Here is a 15,188-nt window from a genome sequence, read left to right on the forward strand (position 1 = left end):
GCATCGGCCAGCGCGGGCTCGACCAGCAGCGAATCGGTCAACACCGCAGCAGAGAGCCCGGGAACACACAGTGCCGGATCCAGAAGTGCCGGATCGAGCGGGCCCGGATCGAGCAGGCCCGGATCCAACAAAGCCGGATTCCCAGCCTGCCCGTCAATCGTCAGTGTGTTCTCAATTAGCCACGACGTGTCGGGCGGACGATCGGGCGGCGGAACCGGACTATCCGGCTCCTCATCTGGCATTTCCCGTGAAATGGTCATGCCTCTATTTTCCCACACCCCACCCCAAAACTCGAGCATTATTCAGGAATTGTGGCAAGAAAATAAGAGCTGTGTACTAGCCGATCCCCTAACAGGCACAAAGGCGGGCCAGTTCACACAACCCACTGCGGGTACAAAAAAACCCCCGAATTACCGGGGGTTTTGCTGTGGGCGATACTGGGATCGAACCAGCGACCTCTTCCGTGTCAGGGAAGCGCGCTACCGCTGCGCCAATCGCCCAATTGGACTTTAATACAATGTCATCAAACCAGCCGGAGGCTGATTCTCAACATTCGAGCGGATGACGAGATTCGAACTCGCGACCCTCACCTTGGCAAGGTGATGCGCTACCACTGCGCCACATCCGCATGTTTTGTTCGCATCGCTGCGCACTTAGAAGACTCTAGCTGATTTTTTCGACCTTCGTGAACACACGACGCATCCATGCCCTCTTCACGACCGTCACACCCACTAAAAATCAGCTCATCAGGGGTTAAAACAAAAATGACCCCCGAACAATCGGGGGTCATTCTGGTTGGGCATACTGCTGGTGGGCGATACTGGGATCGAACCAGTGACCTCTTCCGTGTCAGGGAAGCGCGCTACCGCTGCGCCAATCGCCCAGGTCTCATCGTGCGCACGACGCGACTCACTGAGTCGCTACGCCTTCAACGAATGGAGGTGGATACGGGATTCGAACCCGTGTATACGGCTTTGCAGGCCGCTGCCTCGCCTCTCGGCCAATCCACCGCGTGGGTCACTCACAATCGAGTGCTCAAAATGAGAGGAACCGGCCTCTCGGCCGATTCCCATTTCATTCGAGCGGATGACGAGATTCGAACTCGCGACCCTCACCTTGGCAAGGTGATGCGCTACCACTGCGCCACATCCGCACTGCCCGCATCTCTGCGTGCTTTGAAGACTCTAGCCGATGCAACCCCGAATAAACAAAACCGCCCCACGGCGGCGTGTTGCCCGCACTCGATGCACGAGATACCGGAGGTCTGGGCTAGTATCAGTAACCGCGGTTGAATTCGTTTGGAAGTCATCTGCGGCCATAATTGAAGATTGGGCGATTGGCGCAGCTGGTAGCGCGCTTCCTTCACACGGAAGAGGTCGTGGGTTCAAGTCCCGCATCGCCCACATACCCCACATGAAGAAACCCCCGGTTCGCCGGGGGTTTTTTTATGCCCGCTCGCCTCACCGAAGTGTCAGTCTTGCGCAAGACTAAACAAGCGTTTAGCATGTTGAACGTGCGTACAGCAAAGGACATTCCCCCGGCCGATCTCACCGCCCAGGCCCGCATCCGCGACGCCGCCATCGGTCACTTCGCCGCCGACGGCTTCGACAAGGCCAACCTGCGCGCGATTGCCGCCACCGCCGAGGTCAGCGCCGCGCTGGTGCTGCACCACTTCGGCAGCAAAGCCGGACTGCGCACCGCCTGCGACGACTTCGTACTCGGCGACCTCATGCGCACCGCCCACGACGAGACCAGCCCCGAAGGGCTGCAGGACGTGATTCGCCGCTACACGAGCAATGCCGCCGACTACCAGTCACACCTCGACTACATCGGCCGGGCGATCAAGGACGGCTCCCCCACCGCCCGGCGCTTCGTGGACACCATCATCGATGAGTCCGAAGCGATCGTCCTGGCGGGCATCGCCGACGGCAGCATGCGCCCCTCCTCCGACCCCCGCGCACTCGCCGTCTTCATCGCCATGTCGAGCCTGGCCATGATGACGCTCGCGCCCGTCGTTGCGCGATCGCTCGGCTTCGAAATGATGGGACCGGCCGTGCTGCAGCGGATGGCGCTCCCCTCCCTCGAGCTGTACACCCACGGTCTGTACACCGACGACACCTTTCTGGTGACGACGCAGCAGGCGCTGGCCGCCGTGCACGCCACAGACCCGCAGCAGGATGCACACCGAGAGGAACACGTCTCATGAGCCACGTGAAGACCGCAGAGACAGCGCCGAGGCGAGGGGCGGCATCCGTCGTCGACCGCGACGCCGCGATCGATGCCGTCGACCTCGTCAAGAAGTTCGGCAGCAACCTCGCCCTGGCCGGGGTGAGCTTCTCGGTGCCCCGCGGCAGTGTTTTCGGCGTGATCGGGCCGAACGGCGCCGGCAAGACCACCACGATGCGGGCGCTGCTGGACATCATCCGGGTGACCTCGGGCCGGGCGACCGTGCTCGGCACCGATTCCCGCAACGCCGGCCCGGAACTACGACGACGCATCGGCTACCTTCCCGGCGAACTAATCCTGGAGGGTCGCACCAGCGGGCGGCGCCTGCTGCAGCACTACGTCGACATCTCCGGCCCGGTGCCGCGCGGAATGATCGAACAGTTGGCCGGGCGTTTCGGGCTCGACCTCGATCGGCCCGTACGCAAGTTGTCGAAGGGCAACAAGCAGAAGCTCGGCATCGTTCAGGCCTTCATGCACCAACCCGAACTGCTCGTGCTCGACGAGCCGACGAGCGGGCTCGATCCGCTCATGCAGCAGGAGTTTCTCGCGCTCGTGAGCGAAGCACGCGAGGCTGGCCAGACGGTCTTCCTCTCCTCGCACGTGATCAGCGAGATCCAGCAGGCAGCCGACGAGGTCGCGATCCTGCGCGCCGGCAAGATCGTGACCATCGCCAGCGTCGAGGAATTGCGGCAGACCGCCATCCGTCACCTGAGAATGATGGTGACCGGCGTCAGCCCGGCCGAGATACAGGGCCTGCTGGCCGGACTCAACGGCGTCGGCAACCTCGAATGCACCCTCGCCCCGACCGGGGCCACCGAGGCCACGGCCACCCTCGGCGGCGAGATTGCCCCGTTCATCCAGGCGATCTCAACCCTGCAGCTCACCGATCTCGTGCTCGAGGAACCCGACCTGGAAGAGTCCGTGCTGCGGTTGTACACCGCGCCGGCCGGATCCTCCGCTGCGATGGGAGATCGCTCATGACCACCATCGTGCCGACGGCACCCGTTCACGCAATCACGCCGACCGTACGCCGGGCGCCATTCCCCATCTTCGGCAAGGTCTTCACCGACAGCTGGCGCTCCCTCATCGGGTGGGGAGCGGGCCTGGCCGCGGCATCCGCCCTCTATCTGCCGCTGTTTCCGAGCATGAGCGGCGACGCGTCCATGCAGGAGCTCATCAACAGCCTGCCGCCGGAGCTGACCCGCACGATCAACTATGACCAGATCGGCACCGGATCCGGCTACGCGCAGGCGACGCTGTTCGGCCTGATGGGCTTTCTGCTGCTGAGCATCGCGGCGATCAGCTGGGGTGCCGCGGCGCTCGGCGGCGACGAGGAGAGCGGCCAGCTGGAACTCACCCTCGCCCACGGCGTGACCCGGATCGAGGTCGCCGTTCAGCGTTACCTCGCGATGGCCGTGAAGATCCTCATCCTCGCCGGCATACTTTTTCTGGCCGTGTGGGTGCTCGACGAGCCGTCCGAACTGAACATTGCAGTTGAAAACCTCCTGGGCACAAGCGCTCTCTTCGCCGGGCTGATCCTCTTCACCGGCAGCGTCGCGATCCTGTGCGGCGCCCTCACCGGGCGACGCGTCTGGGGCATCGCCGGCGGTGCCGCGGTCGCCGTGATCGGCTACGTTTTCAACGCGATCGGCAACCAGAGCCCCGACCTCGAGTGGCTGCACAACCTGTCGCCCTACAGCTGGGCGTTCAGCGCCAACCCGATGACGAACGGCGCCGACTGGGGCACCGTGGCCGCGTTCTTCGGACTGTCCCTGCTGCTCGGCGCGGTCACCGCGTTCGTGCTGCGCCAGCGCGACATCGGGGTGTGACCGGCGGCGAATTGAGTGGACGGCATCCGCTCATCGCCGGTCACGTCTCACAGGAGGTTCCCATGGCCAATCCCGTCGTACACTTTGAGATCATCGGCCCCGACCCCGAGAAGCTGCGGCGGTACTACGCCGAGCTGTTCGACTGGGCCGCCCCGGCCGGAGCCCCCGTCGCCCCGGCTCGCTGGCGGCGCAGGTTGGATTCGGCGCGCCGAAGCGGGCCAGCAGGTCAGTCTGCGAGCGGAATGACCTCGATGCGAGTGCTCGGGCCGCAAATGACCAGCACCCGGTTGCCGGTCACGCCGGAGAGGGCCTGGGCCAGGTCAGCGGCGCTGACCGACATGGTCATGCCGTCTGACGGGGCAGCAGATGCCTCCCCCGGCCCCGCAACGCGCCACACCGTCACCTGTGCGCCGGTCGCCTCGCGAGCGGCGTCGACCAGTTCGGCCGGGTCGGTGCCGGGCATGCCTGGTGAAGGACCGACAACGAGCGTGACCCGGGCGATTGTGCGGGGGCGGGCGGGGGCATCCGCCGCGATGGCGACACGGTCCGCGCGCCACACGCCGAAGTGGTACCCGGCAACGAGCGTCGTCGCCACGAGCACCCCCAGCGGAGCACGCACCCGTTCCACCAGGCTGCCGACGATGGCGGGCCCGAGGACAAACTCGAACACCTGAAAGCCGATGATGAGCAGGGCAACGATGGCGACGACAGCGCTCAGGCCGAACACCGTGATGAGGAAGACCCGTCGCCCGGGGAAGGCACGCTCACGCGGTTCGGTCCGTTGCAGGGGCCTCCAGCTGAACCACCACACCGGGCCGCCGATGACGAGGGAGCTGATGCCGCCGAGCAGCAGCGGACGCAGGTCGCCGCCGGCCAACGGGTCCCCGAAAACGGCCAAAATCGAGTTCACGAGGATCCCGATACCGGATGCGGATGCGGCGAGGCCGGCGGCGCTGGTGACAAGGCGGCCGGCCTGGCGGGTCGCACGGGAACGGCTTTCGGCGATGCCGCGGTGGTACAGCCAGACCAGCAGGCCGACCAGAGCCGCGGCGAGCGCCGCCGGAGCCGGGTCGAGCAGCTCTGCCACCGGTTCGACCCGATCGAAGGCCAGGCGCAGCAGCAGGTAGAGCAGCACCCCGAAGCCGCCGAGTGCCAGCAGGCTGGCCCCGAGGACTCCGACGAGAACGAGCACTACGGCCGCGAAGTTTGTGGCGACCAGGCGAGCTCCGAGACGTGACCAGTACCACCACCAGATCAGCGTCGCCCCCACCAACCACACCAGAGCCTTGAGCACGGACGCCCACCACGGGCCACCCACCATGGTCTGCGCGGCGTCCTGCAGAGCAACCTCGAACAGGCTCGACAACAGGGACACCGCGTTGGCGGCCGCGACCACCAGCCCGTAGACGCCACCGATCACGAGGGCAACCGTGACCAGGCGACGCGGGCTCTTGACGGGGTGGCCGGGAATGCGCGTGTGCCAGACCCACACCGCGGCCCAGACCAGACCGGTGCCGAGCTCGCGCGGCCGCCACTGCCCATCCACGAGGGCCGCCACGGTGGCGAGCAGCGCGGTGGATGCGGTGATGAGCGCGACCGTCGACATTCCCGCGACGTAGAGCCCCCACGTCAGCGCCGCCCGTTCGCCCGGGTCGGCCGCGCGCCGCCACACGAACCACCAGAGCAGTGCCGCCAGCGGGCCGCCGATCAGGGTGAACGCGAGAGAGGACGCGAGACCGGATGTCGCGTCCCCGGCGAGCGCGTCGACACCGCCGGGCAGATCGCCCGGGATCCCCTCGAAGAGACGACCGAGGAGCCCGCTGAGGCCGATCGCGGCGACGGTGACGAGCACAAAGAGCAGGATGAAGACGATCAGCCGCCGAACCGTCTGCGCGGCTGCACCTGCGGCCGGCAGACCAAGGGCCGGTTCGGCCCACGATTCAGGCGGCACAGGCTGGGCGGCGGGAGGCAGGGCGGAAGGGTCACGGGCGTCGGCAGTCATCAGTTGCGCGCCCCGTTCGTGCAGATCGCAAGTTCCCACGGGCTGGACTCGATCAGCCATTCGCCATCAACGGTTACCAGGTCGAAGGTGCGCTCACTGGCGAACTCCGAGGCTCCGAAGGGCCCGTTGCCCTCATAGCTCGCCACGATCGACACCCGCACATCAGCGGAGGTGCTGCGCTCCGTAGTCGACACGAGGACCACGCGCAGGTTGTCGGTCTGCGCATCGGAGAATCGTTCACAGCCGTCCCGAACGTCGGGTGTGAGATATCCCATCGCTGCGGTCTCATCACCGGCGATGACCGCCGCGGAATACCGTTGCACCACCCCCTCGGGCGTGTCCGGGTCGAGGGCCTCGGGTTCCCCCCGGGAGAAGACCACCACGAGGGACACCACGACCAGCACGGCGATCACCCCCAGAACGATGAGAAGACTACGGTCAGGCCGGGGCGGGGTCATACTGCCCATCATGGTCGATGATCACGCACCGGGGCTATGCCGTATCCGGGAGGGGGTGCCGGCGCACGGGGGTTGCCTGCGCCGGGGCACGTGCATAGGCTCGCGACACGCTCGAGCGGCTGCCCGGGCAACGGATGCGGCGCAAGGAGACTCCGATGACCCTGAAATTCGCCATACTGGCCCTGGTCGAAGCGAAACCCGGACAGGAGCAGGCAGTCTGGGACTTCTTGCAGGGGGGACGCGACATCGTGCTCGGCGAACCCGCGACGGTGACCTGGTACGCCTTTCGGGTCGATGAGAGCACCTTCGGCATTTTCGACACCTTCGAGACCGAGGAAGGCCGGCAGGCCCACCTGGCCGGCGCGATCCCTGCAGCCCTCGGTGACTACGGCCCGACCCTGCTCGCGAAGGATCCCGACATCCGCTTGCTCGACATCATCGCGGCGAAGTAATGGCTCACTCCGCGGCATGACTGATACCGCAGCATGACGAACACCGCAGCATGACTAACACCGCAGCACGAATAACGCCGCAGTAACGCCAGCCGGGCCACTGTGGTGTCGTCGAAGGAGTCCTTGATGACCTGGAACAGTTGGTTCAGCCACGGTGCGCCGACGGCCGGCTTCGCCGGTGGCCCGTCGATCGTGTCCCGCAACAACGCGGTCTGCAACATCTACGTGCGCGGCGGCGACAACGCCCTCTGGCAGAAAGCGTTCTTCAACGGCGCCTGGCACAACTGGGGCCGCCACAACGACGGCGCCGTGCTGGCCAGCGAACCGGCCCTCGGCTCGATGGGTCCGAACCACGAGCACGTCTTCGTGCGCGGCACCGACGGCGCGGTGTGGTCCAAGGCCTGGAACGGTGCCGGCGGATGGTCCGGCTGGTTCAACCACGGAGCCCCCGCTGCCGGCATCAACGGCGGGCCCGCCATCGTCAGCCGAAACAACACGGTCTGCAACATCTACGTGCGCGGCGGCGACAACGCCCTCTGGCAGAAGGCGTTCTTCAACGGCAGCTGGCACAACTGGGGCCGCCACAACGACGGCGCCGTGCTCGCGAGCGAACCGGCCCTCGGCACGATGGGCGCCAACCACGAGCACGTCTTCGTGCGCGGCACCGACGGCGCGGTGTGGTCCAAGGCCTGGAACGGCGCCGGCGGATGGTCCGGCTGGTTCAACCACGGCGCACCCGCCGGAGGAATGAACGGCGGACCCACCGTCGTCAGCCGCAACAGCGGCGTCTGCAACATCTACGTGCGCGGCGCCGACAATGCCCTCTGGCAGAAGGCCTACTTCGACGGTTCCTGGCACGCGTGGGGCCGCCATGACGACGGCGCAGTGCTCGCGAGCGAACCCGCCCTCGGCACCATGGGTCCGAGCCACGAACACGTCTTCGTGCGCGGCACCGACGGCGCGGTCTGGTCGAAGGCATGGAGCCTCGTGCCCACGGTGATCCTGCACCTCAAGGTGCTCACCAACCCGACCTCGTTCACCGTGGACCAGATGGTCGCCTCCATGCGCGACGTGTATGCCAGCCGCGGCATCAATGTCGCCGTCGGCTCTCGGGAGACCCTCGACCTGCCGCTGCTGACCGACATCGACGTCAGCACCTGCATCATGGGCACGACGACGACCGAGCAGAACCAGCTGTTCGCCAACCGCAACAGTGTCGGGGCCAACCACATCGTGGCGTATTTCGTGCGGTCGACGAATCCTCCGGGCAACGGATGCGCCGCCCACCCCGCCGGACGCCCCGGCTGTGTGGTCTCCTCCACCTCGAGCAGTTGGACCCTCGGGCACGAGATCGGCCACGTGCTCGGGCTGGAACACGTCACGCCGGCTGACCGGCTGATGATGGGCAACGGCACCTGGAACATCACCAACCCGCCACCGGACCTCATCGACTCCGAGCGGGCCACGATGGATAACAGCCCGCTGACCGTGAACATTTAGGACCGTGAACACTGAGATTCGTGAACACTGAGATTCGTGAACACTGAGGAGCTTGCCATGACCGTATCCATGCGCGACGTGCGTGCCGTGCTCGACCCCGACGAGGTCGATTACACCGCCGGTGCCCGCCTGGGCCCGGAGGCCCTCGAACACCTGCTCACCCTCGTGACGGACACCGATCCGGGGCTCGCGGCGAAGGCCGCCTACCTGGCCGGCAAGATTCGCGGGGACCGCTCCGAAGAGGTGCTCGCTGCGGCAGCGGCCAGCGAGGACGCCCTCGTGCGGGTGGCGGCGGCATCCGCTGCCGCGCTGCTCGGCCCCGATTCCGCCAGCCGGGTGCTCACCGATCTTGTCGTCGACGCGGACTCCGGGGTGCAGAAGCTCGCGCTGAGGTCGGTGCCGAGCGAACCGTCAGCGGAGCTGCGCAGCCGCGTGCGCGATGTCTCGGCAAGCGCGGCCGAGCCCGGCCTCCGCCTGATGGCCGACAACGTGCTGCGGGGACTGCGCTGATCGGACCACGCTAATCGGGACGTGCGCTAATCGGAACGTGCGCTAATCGGAACGTGCGCTGCTGTTCGAGCCTCCCTAGAGCGGCACCATAAGCTCAGAGCCACCATAAGCTCAGAGCATGGATTTTCTGCTCGACATCTGGGCGCGCGTCAGCGCTCGCAACGATGCGCTCCCCCTTTCTACCGCCTGGCTGACCATCGCGACGGCGGCCCTGCTCGTGGCCCTGCCTGTGACCTGGCAGGTGACCCGCCACGTCGTGACCATCGCGCACGAGGGTGGCCACGGGCTGGTGGCGTCGCTGAGCGGTCGAAAGCTCAGCGGCATCCGCCTGCACTCGGACACCTCCGGCCTCACGGTCAGCCGCGGGCGCCCCACCGGGCCGGGAATGCTCTTCACCCTCCTCGCCGGGTACACCGCTCCGGCACTGCTCGGCCTCGGCGCCGCCCGCCTGCTCGGCCTCGGCTATGATGTGGGGCTCCTCTGGGTTCTGCTTGCCGCCCTCGCGCTGCTGCTCGTGCAGATTCGCAACTGGTTCGGGCTCTGGTCGGTGCTGGTGACCGCCGCGATCGTATTCTCGGTGACCTGGTTCGGGTCGAGCATCGTGCAGAGCATCTTCGGCCTGCTGGTGACCGCCTTCCTGCTGCTCGGCGCGGTGCGCACGGTCATCGAGCTGCAGGTGACCCGTTCCCGGCGGCGCAATTCCGGCTCGGACGCCGACCAGCTGGCCCGGCTCACCCATGTTCCCGGGCTGATCTGGGTCGGAGTCTTTCTCGCCGTGAGCCTCGCCTGTCTCACGCTGGGTGCGCAGTTCCTCGGACTTACCTGCGTGGTGCTCTGCGCGTAGCCGCCGGCCGGGGCAGAATGAGGCCGTGACTACCGACAGCGCGTTAACACGGCCGCCGTTCGACGCGGGCTACGGCATCAGACGCAACCTGCTGCGACCGGATGCCTCGGAACGCGCCGACCGCGTCACCTACATCGAGCTGTTCTTCGACCTGATCTTCGTTTTCGCCCTCACCCAGCTGTCGCGGTATCTCTACGAGAACCAGTCCTGGGTCGGTGCCCTCGAATCCGCCGTGCTCGTGCTCGCCCTGTGGTGGGTGTGGGTGTACACGACCTGGGTGACCAACTGGCTCGACCCGGCCAAGCTCACCGTGCGGGGCGTCGTCATCGGCCTCGCTCTCGTGGGCCTGGTCGTCAGCACGTCGATCTACGAGTCATTCGGGGACCGTGGAATCGTCTTCGCCATCGCCTACGTTCTGCTGCAGCTCGGGCGCACCGGGTTCATGCTGCTCGCCGCCGCCCGGCACGACCGGGAATTGCACCGCACCTTTGTGCGCATCCTGGTGTGGCTGGTTGTGGCCGGCGTGTTCTGGATCGTGGGGGCGCTTCTCCCCCTCGAATACCGTTTACCGCTCTGGCTGGCCGCCCTGGCGATCGAGTACGTCTCCGCGAGCCTCGGCTTTCGGGTGCCGGGCCTTGGCCGATCCGGTGTCGAAAGCTGGGACCTGTCCGGGCCGCACATCGCCGAACGCAGCGCCCTGTTCGTGATCATCGCCCTCGGCGAGTCGTTCCTCGTCACCGGTTTCGCGTTCGTGGCGCAGGAATCCTCGCTCCCCGGAGTGATCGGCCTGCTGCTGGCGTTCCTCAGCGGCCTCTCGATGTGGTGGCTGTACTTCGACCACAGCGAACGCGCCGGCGCGAAGGCCCTCGAACAGTCCGCGGAACCCGGCCGGATCGCACGAGTCGCCTACACCTATGTGCACGCCGTCATCATCGCCGGGATCGTGCTCTGCTCCGTCGCCGACAAGGAGATCCTGGAACATCCGGCCGACGCGATGACCCTGTCCACAGCTGTGATCGTGGCCGGAGGCCCGTTCCTGTACATCGTGGGTATGTTCCTGTTTCGACTCCGGGTGACCGGCGAGGTGCTCGTGTCCTACCTCGTGGGCCTGGGCCTGCTCGGCCTCGTCTTCACCTTCGCGGTGCTCGGCGAGCCCACCGTGATCTCCCCGCTCGGCCTCGGCGCCCTCAGCGTGGGCTCACTCGTGGTCGTCGCTGCGTGGGAGACCGTGGTGCGGGTGCGTTCCGGCACGACGGATGCCTCCGCCGGCTGACCCGTCTCCCTCGCGAGAACGGAGGCGCTAGAAGTCGAAGCCCCCGCCGAAGTCGCCGCCACCGAAGTCGCCTCCGCCACCACCGAAATCTCCACCGCCGAAGTCGCCACCAGCGTCGCCGCCCGCGTCTCCGCCGTCGGCGCCGGCGTCACTGCCCGCGTCACCCTCGGACGCGGCATCCGCCCCGCCGCCGTCCATCGGCATGAAGGCGCTCACGAGCGCCGAGCCGATGACGAAACCGGCCACCGTGCCGAGCAGTGAGCCACCGATCATGCTGCCCATGCCCATGCCGCGCTGCCCACCCTGACCACCCTGGTCGCCGAACGACCGGGTCAGCGTGCCGGGCTCACGCAACTCCGCGCGAGTGGCCGCCTTCGCGAGGGAGGCCGGCTGAGCGTCCTTCGGGCGTTCGCTCGGCGCTACCGTCTCGGTGAGCTGGCGAAAGAGCAGGTCACGCTGCTCATCGGTGAGTTTACTGAACGCCTCGGTGTGCACCTGCTCGATCGTTTCGGGCGGGGCCGTGCGCAGCAGGTACTGGTAGCGCTCAACGGCGATTTCATCGTCGGTGCGCTGCGGCGCGCGGGGCGCCGACTCGCGGCGAGAGAGGTTTTCGGGAGACTGTTCTTTGCGGCCGAGAATGAAATCGAGGAAGCCCATGGTGTTCTCCTGTGTGGTGGTGGCGATGATTTTGAGTCAGTCCGTCAACGATCCCAGCCGAATCTGGGTGAATGCTGGACTTTTCCCTACGGTTTTATGCGCGCCCGGAAGTGCCGAACCAGGTCGTGACTCCGGGCGAGTACAACACCGAATCCGGTGCCCGCTCTGACAGGCCCGGAAACCCGGCAACGGCGAGCAGCGTGTCCTCGAGGCGCACCAGGTCGGCGGTAAACAGCTGCCACGGCTCGTGGTGGTTGCGCAGATGCACCAGTCGGCCGCGGATACTCGTGAACAGCGCCCAGCGCGCCGTCAGGAAGTCCGCGAGCGGGTCCCCCACCACCGCCGCTGTCCGCGGCCGGGCAACGATGGTGCTGTGGGCCGCCGCGGCACCGTGTCGCACCGAGGTATAGGTCAGGAGCGCCGAGTCCGCCCGAGCGGCGACCGAATCGGACGCAGCGAGCCGGGTGCGCGACCACATGTACGGGAGGCGAAACAGCGCACGGGCGGCGAGAACCGCGGCCAGGCGGCTGGCCTCGAGCGAGACGAAGACCACACCCCGTCGACCCTGGGCGTCGACGGCATAGAGGCGCACGTTGACCTCGACGAAGTTACCGAAGTACGGCACCGGCGGGCTGCCGAACACGGTCGCCCGGTCGAGCACGAACGGGATCAGGCCAACCCAGCTGGAGCCGTCGAACTCGTCGGGGCGCAGCCCCGGCGGCAACAGCGGGGCCACGTCGGCCGCGTCGACCCGCCAGTGGATGAAGACCAGGTTCGACCAGCGCTGGCTGGCCGAAGCCCGGCCGACGAGGGCTGGCGCGATGGCGCTGATGGGCAGCGCGGCGGCATCCGTTATCTGGTCTCCGATGTTCGTCTGGGTCCAGAATACCCGGCCCTCACGCCTCTCAGTCCGAGGAAGATCATCCGGCGGGGCTTCTTCCCGTTATCGTACTGAGATGCTAATGTCATAACAACTTGCCAAAGGCTGGTCGGTGTAAGGGAAGGCGTGTGACATGGCGATGGACAAGCAGGAGACGATTCTGCCGAACGGCCTGTTCATGGATCTCGAGCGGTCCGGCCCCATCCCCCTGTACTTCCAGGTCTCCCAGCGCATCGAAAAGGCGATTCTGAGCGGCGAACTGCCCGCCGGAAGCCGCCTGGAGAACGAGGTGGCGCTCGGCGAACGGCTGGGCCTCAGCCGCCCCACCGTGCGCCGGGCCATCCAGGAAATCGTCGACAAGGGCCTGCTCGTGCGTCGACGGGGAATCGGCACCCAGGTGGTGCACGGCCAGGTCACCCGCAAGGTGGAACTGACCAGCCTCTACGACGACCTCACGAACACCCAGAAGGTCCCCTCAACGACCCTGTTGGTGCTGGAGACGGTCGCGGCTGATGCGGCGACCGCGGAGAAGCTGGCCGTGACCGAGGGCAGCCCCACCCTGCACCTGCGCCGAGTGCGCCTCGCCGACGACGTTCCGGTGGCCGTGATGGAGAACTGGCTGCCCGAGGAATTCATCGGCATCGAGCCCGACGACCTCGTGCAGCACGGTCTGTATCAGGTACTGCGTTCCCGCGGGGTGACCATGCGGGTCGCCCGGCAGCGCATCGGTGCCCGCAAGTCGACGGCCGAGGAGTCCACCCTGCTCGAGATCGACAAAAATTCGGCCCTGCTCACCATGGACCGCACCGCGTTCGACAACTCGGGCCGGGCCGTGGAATTCGGCCACCACTGCTACCGCCCCGACCTCTACTCCTTCGAGGTCACCCTGGTCGAGAAGTAGGCCGGGACGCAGCAAGGCCCCGCTCGTCTGAGACGAGCGGGGCCTTGTACTTCTCTGCGTCTGTTTCTCTGCGTGCTTCTCTGCGTGTGCTTCTCTGCGCGTGCTTCTCTGCGCGTCAGCGGCGCTTGCGAGCCCGAGCCTGCCTGGCCGACACGGTGTAAATTGCGCCGGTGGTGACGTTCTCCTCGAGTTCTTCGAGGGTGCGCCCGCGCGTTTCCGGCGCCTGCGTGATCACGAAGACCAGGGCTATGGCACCGACACCGGCGAACAGGAAGAAGGTGCCGGTGATCCCGGCCGCCTCCACCAGGGTGAGGAAGTACAGCGACAGGAACCCGTTCGTCACCCACAGGGCGAAGATCGACACGCCGATGCCGAAACCGCGCATGTGCAGCGGGAAGATCTCGGACAGGTAGACCCACACCGCGATGTTGAGAAACGTCTGCATCGAACCGACGAACGCGACGACCAGGAACAGGATGATGTACGGGCGGATCGGATTGCCGACGGGCAGCACCAGCGAAGAGAACCCGATCAGCAGGTGGCACGTCGTGGTCAGAGCGAAGCCGATGATGAACGTCTTGCGTCGGCTGATGCGGTCGATCATGGCCAGGGCGAGCAGGCCACCGACCACCGCGATCACGCCGGGGGCGACGTTGGCGATGAGCGCGGCGTTCTGCGAGAAGCCGGACTCGATGAGCACGGTCTGGCCGAAGTACATGATCGAGTTGATTCCGGTGAGCTGCTGGGCGATACCCACCCCGATCCCGATGAGCAGGATGCGCAAGAGGTTCTTGTTGGTGAGGATCGAGCGCCAGCCAAGCTGGTGCTGGCCACGCTCAGCGTTCGACACGCTCTGCACCTCGGCGAGTTCGGCCTCGGCGCGATTCTCCGGGCGAATGGTGCGCAGGATCGCGAGAGCTTCATCATTCCGGCCCTTTTCAACAAGCCAGCGTGGGGACTCGGGATTCCGCAACATTCCGAAGAAGAGCGCGATCGCCGGGAGGACACAGATCGCCAGCATGATGCGCCAGACACCCGCCACGTCTCCCCAGATCGTGCCGATGATCGCATTGACGACGAAGGCGGCCAGCTGGCCGACGACGATCATCAGCTCGTTACGTCCGGCGAGCGATCCGCGGATCTCGTAGGGCGCCATCTCCGCGAGGTACACCGGAACGACACCGGATGCTCCACCGACGGCGAGGCCGAGGAGAACGCGTCCCAACACGAGAACCTCAAAGCTGGGAGTCACCACGCAGACGACCGCTCCGATGAAGAAGAGCGCCGCCAGCAGGATGATCGTCTTGCGTCGACCCCAGGAGTCGGCGATGCGGCCGCCGACAAGGGCACCGATCGCCGCGGCAAAGACGAGCGAACTGGTGACGACGCCCTCGGTGAAGGCGGTGAGCCCGAGCTCCTCGGACATGGGGCGGAGGGCACCATTGATGACGCCCGTGTCGTAGCCGAAGAGCAGGCCACCAAAGGTGGCGATCAGGGCGACAACGCCCAGGCGCTTCTTGTATGGGCCGGGTGTCAGCGGCGGCAGGGTGCGTTTGGTGGACGCACCCGTCTGAATGTCGGAACTGGTCATCGCGACTCCTGTGTCTGGGACCGCTCCGATGCGGCCCGCAATTACACCATCGTTTCATATGACAG

15 protein-coding genes and 6 tRNA genes are annotated in these 15,188 nt (G+C 66.4%); 10 read left to right on the top strand and 11 right to left on the bottom strand.

Going from position 1 to position 15,188, the window contains the following annotated elements; translation table 11 throughout:
* From D6T64_RS22235 to D6T64_RS07650, 6 genes are all read right to left on the bottom strand, one after another.
* Window positions 1–260, bottom strand: a 260-nt coding sequence (locus D6T64_RS22235) for a hypothetical protein (protein ID WP_199719106.1), incomplete at its 3' end; no start/stop codon positions are given.
* A gap of 168 nt (window positions 261–428) precedes the next feature.
* Window positions 429–500 (bottom strand) — tRNA-Val (locus tag D6T64_RS07630).
* A gap of 56 nt (window positions 501–556) precedes the next feature.
* Window positions 557–628 (bottom strand) — tRNA-Gly (locus D6T64_RS07635).
* A gap of 180 nt (window positions 629–808) precedes the next feature.
* Window positions 809–883 (bottom strand) — tRNA-Val (locus D6T64_RS07640).
* Window positions 884–936: 53 nt separating this feature from the next.
* Window positions 937–1,010, bottom strand: a tRNA-Cys gene (locus tag D6T64_RS07645).
* A 71-nt stretch (window positions 1,011–1,081) separates the two neighbouring features.
* Window positions 1,082–1,153, bottom strand: a tRNA-Gly gene (locus tag D6T64_RS07650).
* Between the two features lie 177 nt (window positions 1,154–1,330).
* On the opposite strand from D6T64_RS07650, the gene D6T64_RS07655 reads away from it, so the two are divergent.
* The 4 genes from D6T64_RS07655 to D6T64_RS07670 all read left to right on the top strand — a co-directional run bounded on the left by D6T64_RS07655 (window position 1,331) and on the right by D6T64_RS07670 (window position 4,055).
* Window positions 1,331–1,403, top strand: a tRNA-Val gene (locus D6T64_RS07655).
* A 110-nt stretch (window positions 1,404–1,513) separates the two neighbouring features.
* Complete coding sequence (locus D6T64_RS07660; RefSeq protein WP_199719107.1) at window positions 1,514–2,206, top strand: TetR/AcrR family transcriptional regulator; 693 nt, start codon at window positions 1,514–1,516, stop codon at window positions 2,204–2,206.
* Window positions 2,203–3,207 carry an ABC transporter ATP-binding protein gene (locus D6T64_RS07665; RefSeq protein ID WP_119973847.1) on the top strand — a complete coding sequence of 335 codons (1,005 nt, stop codon included), beginning with the start codon at window positions 2,203–2,205 and terminating at the stop codon, window positions 3,205–3,207. Before D6T64_RS07660 ends, D6T64_RS07665 begins: the two co-directional genes overlap by 4 nt.
* Window positions 3,204–4,055, top strand: a complete 852-nt coding sequence (locus D6T64_RS07670; RefSeq protein WP_119973849.1) for an ABC transporter permease subunit — start codon at window positions 3,204–3,206, stop codon at window positions 4,053–4,055. Before D6T64_RS07665 ends, D6T64_RS07670 begins: the two co-directional genes overlap by 4 nt.
* Before the next feature lie 226 nt (window positions 4,056–4,281).
* On the opposite strand, the gene D6T64_RS07680 is transcribed toward D6T64_RS07670, so the two are convergent.
* Together D6T64_RS07680 and D6T64_RS07685 are read right to left on the bottom strand one after the other, a co-directional pair.
* The gene (locus D6T64_RS07680) at window positions 4,282–6,057 is read right to left on the bottom strand and encodes a DUF5671 domain-containing protein (RefSeq protein WP_233550923.1); all 1,776 of its coding nucleotides are present in this window, start codon (window positions 6,055–6,057) and stop codon (window positions 4,282–4,284) included.
* Window positions 6,057–6,515: a hypothetical protein gene (locus D6T64_RS07685; RefSeq protein ID WP_233550925.1), complete on the bottom strand. Its 459-nt coding sequence runs from the start codon at window positions 6,513–6,515 to the stop codon at window positions 6,057–6,059. Before D6T64_RS07685 ends, D6T64_RS07680 begins: the two co-directional genes overlap by 1 nt.
* Window positions 6,516–6,670: 155 nt before the next feature.
* Here D6T64_RS07685 and D6T64_RS07690 point away from each other — a divergent pair, with 155 nt between their 5' ends.
* The 5 genes from D6T64_RS07690 (at window position 6,671) to D6T64_RS07710 (ending at window position 11,094) form a co-directional block, all read left to right on the top strand.
* On the top strand, window positions 6,671–6,967 hold the full coding sequence (locus D6T64_RS07690; RefSeq protein ID WP_119973854.1) for a putative quinol monooxygenase: 297 nt from the start codon (window positions 6,671–6,673) through the stop codon (window positions 6,965–6,967).
* 126 nt (window positions 6,968–7,093) lie between these two features.
* Window positions 7,094–8,467, top strand: coding sequence for a hypothetical protein (locus D6T64_RS07695; RefSeq protein ID WP_119973856.1), 1,374 nt, complete (start codon window positions 7,094–7,096; stop codon window positions 8,465–8,467).
* A 57-nt stretch (window positions 8,468–8,524) separates the two neighbouring features.
* Window positions 8,525–8,977 carry a HEAT repeat domain-containing protein gene (locus D6T64_RS07700; protein WP_119973858.1) on the top strand — a complete coding sequence of 151 codons (453 nt, stop codon included), beginning with the start codon at window positions 8,525–8,527 and terminating at the stop codon, window positions 8,975–8,977.
* A gap of 118 nt (window positions 8,978–9,095) precedes the next feature.
* Window positions 9,096–9,821: a M50 family metallopeptidase gene (locus D6T64_RS07705; protein ID WP_119973861.1), complete on the top strand. Its 726-nt coding sequence runs from the start codon at window positions 9,096–9,098 to the stop codon at window positions 9,819–9,821.
* Between the two features lie 25 nt (window positions 9,822–9,846).
* Complete coding sequence (locus D6T64_RS07710) at window positions 9,847–11,094, top strand: low temperature requirement protein A (protein ID WP_158594843.1); 1,248 nt, start codon at window positions 9,847–9,849, stop codon at window positions 11,092–11,094.
* A 27-nt stretch (window positions 11,095–11,121) separates the two neighbouring features.
* Here D6T64_RS07710 and D6T64_RS07715 read toward each other — a convergent pair whose 3' ends face one another.
* Entirely contained in the window at window positions 11,122–11,751 is a 630-nt protein-coding gene (locus D6T64_RS07715) for a hypothetical protein (RefSeq protein ID WP_119973865.1), read from the bottom strand.
* 94 nt (window positions 11,752–11,845) lie between these two features.
* Entirely contained in the window at window positions 11,846–12,619 is a 774-nt protein-coding gene (locus D6T64_RS07720; protein WP_325049784.1) for a YqjF family protein, read from the bottom strand.
* Window positions 12,620–12,770: 151 nt separating this feature from the next.
* Here D6T64_RS07720 and D6T64_RS07725 point away from each other — a divergent pair, with 151 nt between their 5' ends.
* The gene (locus D6T64_RS07725) at window positions 12,771–13,532 is read left to right on the top strand and encodes a GntR family transcriptional regulator (protein ID WP_119973870.1); all 762 of its coding nucleotides are present in this window, start codon (window positions 12,771–12,773) and stop codon (window positions 13,530–13,532) included.
* Window positions 13,533–13,647: 115 nt separating this feature from the next.
* Here the strand turns inward: D6T64_RS07725 and D6T64_RS07730 are convergent, their stop codons facing one another.
* Complete coding sequence (locus D6T64_RS07730) at window positions 13,648–15,123, bottom strand: sugar porter family MFS transporter (RefSeq protein WP_119973872.1); 1,476 nt, start codon at window positions 15,121–15,123, stop codon at window positions 13,648–13,650.
* Between the last annotated feature and the right edge of the window lie 65 nt (window positions 15,124–15,188).

It is taken from the genome of Cryobacterium melibiosiphilum (assembly GCF_003602235.1).
GTDB lineage: Bacteria > Actinomycetota > Actinomycetes > Actinomycetales > Microbacteriaceae > Cryobacterium > Cryobacterium melibiosiphilum.